Here is a 2,191-nt window from a genome sequence, read left to right as displayed (position 1 = left end):
CCAGGAAATCCCCGCGTCATGAATGCCCCGACCGACGCCGCAGCTTTCGAATCCCGCCTCTTCGAAATTCTTGGCGCAACCCTTCGCGCTTTCGGCAGCGTGCTTCCCGGCAATGCCGAAATCGTTCTGCACGACCTGCGTAGCCCCGAATTCTCGATCGCCGAGATCGTCAATGCCCATGTCACGGGCCGCAAGAAAGGCGACTCCGTGCTGGCCGGCATGCGCACCGACAGCGCCTTCACCGGCGCACTGGAGGTGTCCGCTGATCCGGTGACGCTGCTGCTCGACTACCCGACCTATTCCCGCGATGGCAGCGCCCTGCGCAGCAGCACAGCGTTCTATCGCAGCCAGCCAGGCCGCCCGTTCGCCGCGCTGTGCATCAATGTCGACAATGCAGGTATCGACACCGCCATCAAGCTCCTGCAAGGCCTGGTCGGCGCCGAAGCCCCCGGGCCCCAAGCGTCAGCGCCCGCGCCGGCCGTCAGTGAACAGCCCCACGGCAACATCGAAGACCTCATGCGCGAAATCATCAGCAGCGCCGCCGGCCTCAATCCCGGCAGCACGCGGGCCGATACCAAACGCGCCAACCTGCTGGCGGTTCAGGGAATGCAGGAAAAGGGACTCTTCCTGATCAAGGGCGGCGTCGAGAAAGCCGCCGCTGCCCTGGGCGTCACCCGCTACACCATCTACAACTACCTGGACGAGCTCAAGGGCGCGGCCACCTGAGACACGCGAGCGAGATCACCATGAAGCGATACACCAGCACTCTTCCATACCCGTTCGCGCGGGCCGTGGAGGCCAACGGCTTTCTGTTCCTGTCCGGCCAGGTGTCGATGAACGCCGAGGGCGAGCCGTTGCATGGCTCGATCCAGGCGCAGACGCTCACCATCATGAACAACATCGCCGAGACGCTCCAAGCCTGCGGATCTTCTGTCGACAAGGTCATCAAGGCGACCGTCTGGCTGTCGGACATGGCTCATTTCCAGGCGTTCAACGAGGTCTACCGGACCTGTTTCCCCGCGGGCTTCCCGGCCCGGACCACCGTCATCAGCCAGCTGGCGTTCGGGCTTGATGTCGAGATCGAAGTTCAGGCGCTGGCTTGAAGCCCCTTTGTTTTTACGGAGTTCACCGCATGCCGCTTCACATCCGCACACCTCTGCTCGAATCCCTGCCGCTGTCCCGGCTCACTGGCACCCAGGTCTGGCTAAAGATGGAGGCCCTGCAGCCTTCCGGATCGTTCAAGATCCGCGGGATCGGGCACGCCTGTGAACAGCACCTGGCCAACGGGGCGCAACGTTTCATCTGCTCATCGGGCGGCAACGCCGGGCTGGCCGTGGCCTACGCGGGCCGTCGCCTTGGGGTGCCGGTGGTGGTGGTCGTGCCGCGCACGACGTCTGAGCGGGCCAGGCATCTGCTGGCGCTGGAAGGGGCTGAGGTCGTCGTTCACGGCGAGTCATGGTTCGAGGCCAACGAACGGGCGCTGTCGTTGAAGACGGCCAACGACGCGTTCCTGCATCCCTTTGATGATCCGCTGTTGTGGGAAGGGCATGCCTCGACGATCGACGAGGTCGTGGCCGAGGGCGTGCGGCCGGATGCGGTGATTCTCTGCGTCGGCGGGGGCGGGTTGCTCGCCGGTGTCGATGAAGGGCTGCGGCGCAATGGGCTTGGAGAAGTCCCTGTGTATGCCGTCGAGACCGAGGGCATGGCCTCGTTCAATGCGTCGGTCCAGGCTGGGCGGCGGGTCGAGCTGGCTGGCGTTTCGGGGGTGGCGACATCGCTCGGCGCCCGGCAGGTGTGCCAGCGGGCGTTCGACATCGCGCAGGCGCGGAAAGTGGTGCCGGTGCAGGTGACCGATCGCGAGGCGGTGGATGCTTGCCTGGCGTTTCTGGATGACCACCGGGTGCTGGTGGAGCCGGCGTGCGGGGCATCGCTGGCGACGCTGTACGGCGCCAAGATGGCGCTTGGCGACTTCGACAATGTGCTGGTGATCGTGTGTGGGGGCTCGACGGCCACGGTCGAGGCCTTGCGGCAATTCTAGAGCGCCTGGCATGCCGCGGGACCTCAACCGTCCCGTCGCCGCGCAATGCCGTGATGCCGCAGCTTTCGGTACAGGGTATTGCGGCTCATGCCCAGTCGGGCAGCCACCCGTCCAACATGCCACTGCTCCTCCTCGATCAGGGTCATCAGGGTC

4 protein-coding genes are annotated in these 2,191 nt (G+C 65.3%); 3 read left to right on the top strand and 1 reads right to left on the bottom strand.

What is annotated here, in order from left to right; all coding sequences use genetic code 11:
- From VJS90_RS20175 to VJS90_RS20165, 3 genes are all read left to right on the top strand, one after another.
- Positions 1-726, top strand: a 726-nt coding sequence (locus VJS90_RS20175; RefSeq protein ID WP_414704959.1) for a helix-turn-helix transcriptional regulator, incomplete at its 5' end; no start/stop codon positions are given.
- A gap of 20 nt (positions 727-746) precedes the next feature.
- Positions 747-1,103, top strand: a complete 357-nt coding sequence (locus VJS90_RS20170; protein WP_324123395.1) for a RidA family protein — start codon at positions 747-749, stop codon at positions 1,101-1,103.
- 29 nt (positions 1,104-1,132) lie between these two features.
- The gene (locus VJS90_RS20165; RefSeq protein WP_324123394.1) at positions 1,133-2,038 is read left to right on the top strand and encodes a pyridoxal-phosphate dependent enzyme; all 906 of its coding nucleotides are present in this window, start codon (positions 1,133-1,135) and stop codon (positions 2,036-2,038) included.
- 23 nt (positions 2,039-2,061) lie between these two features.
- Here VJS90_RS20165 and VJS90_RS20160 read toward each other — a convergent pair.
- A partial coding sequence (locus VJS90_RS20160) for a helix-turn-helix domain-containing protein (RefSeq protein WP_324123396.1) occupies positions 2,062-2,191 on the bottom strand: 130 nt, incomplete at its 5' end.

The sequence above is a fragment of the Pseudomonas sp. genome, from assembly GCF_035277045.1.
GTDB lineage: Bacteria > Pseudomonadota > Gammaproteobacteria > Pseudomonadales > Pseudomonadaceae > Aquipseudomonas.
Note: the sequence above shows the minus strand (reverse complement) of the source record. Positions and strands in the feature narration are given on the sequence as shown.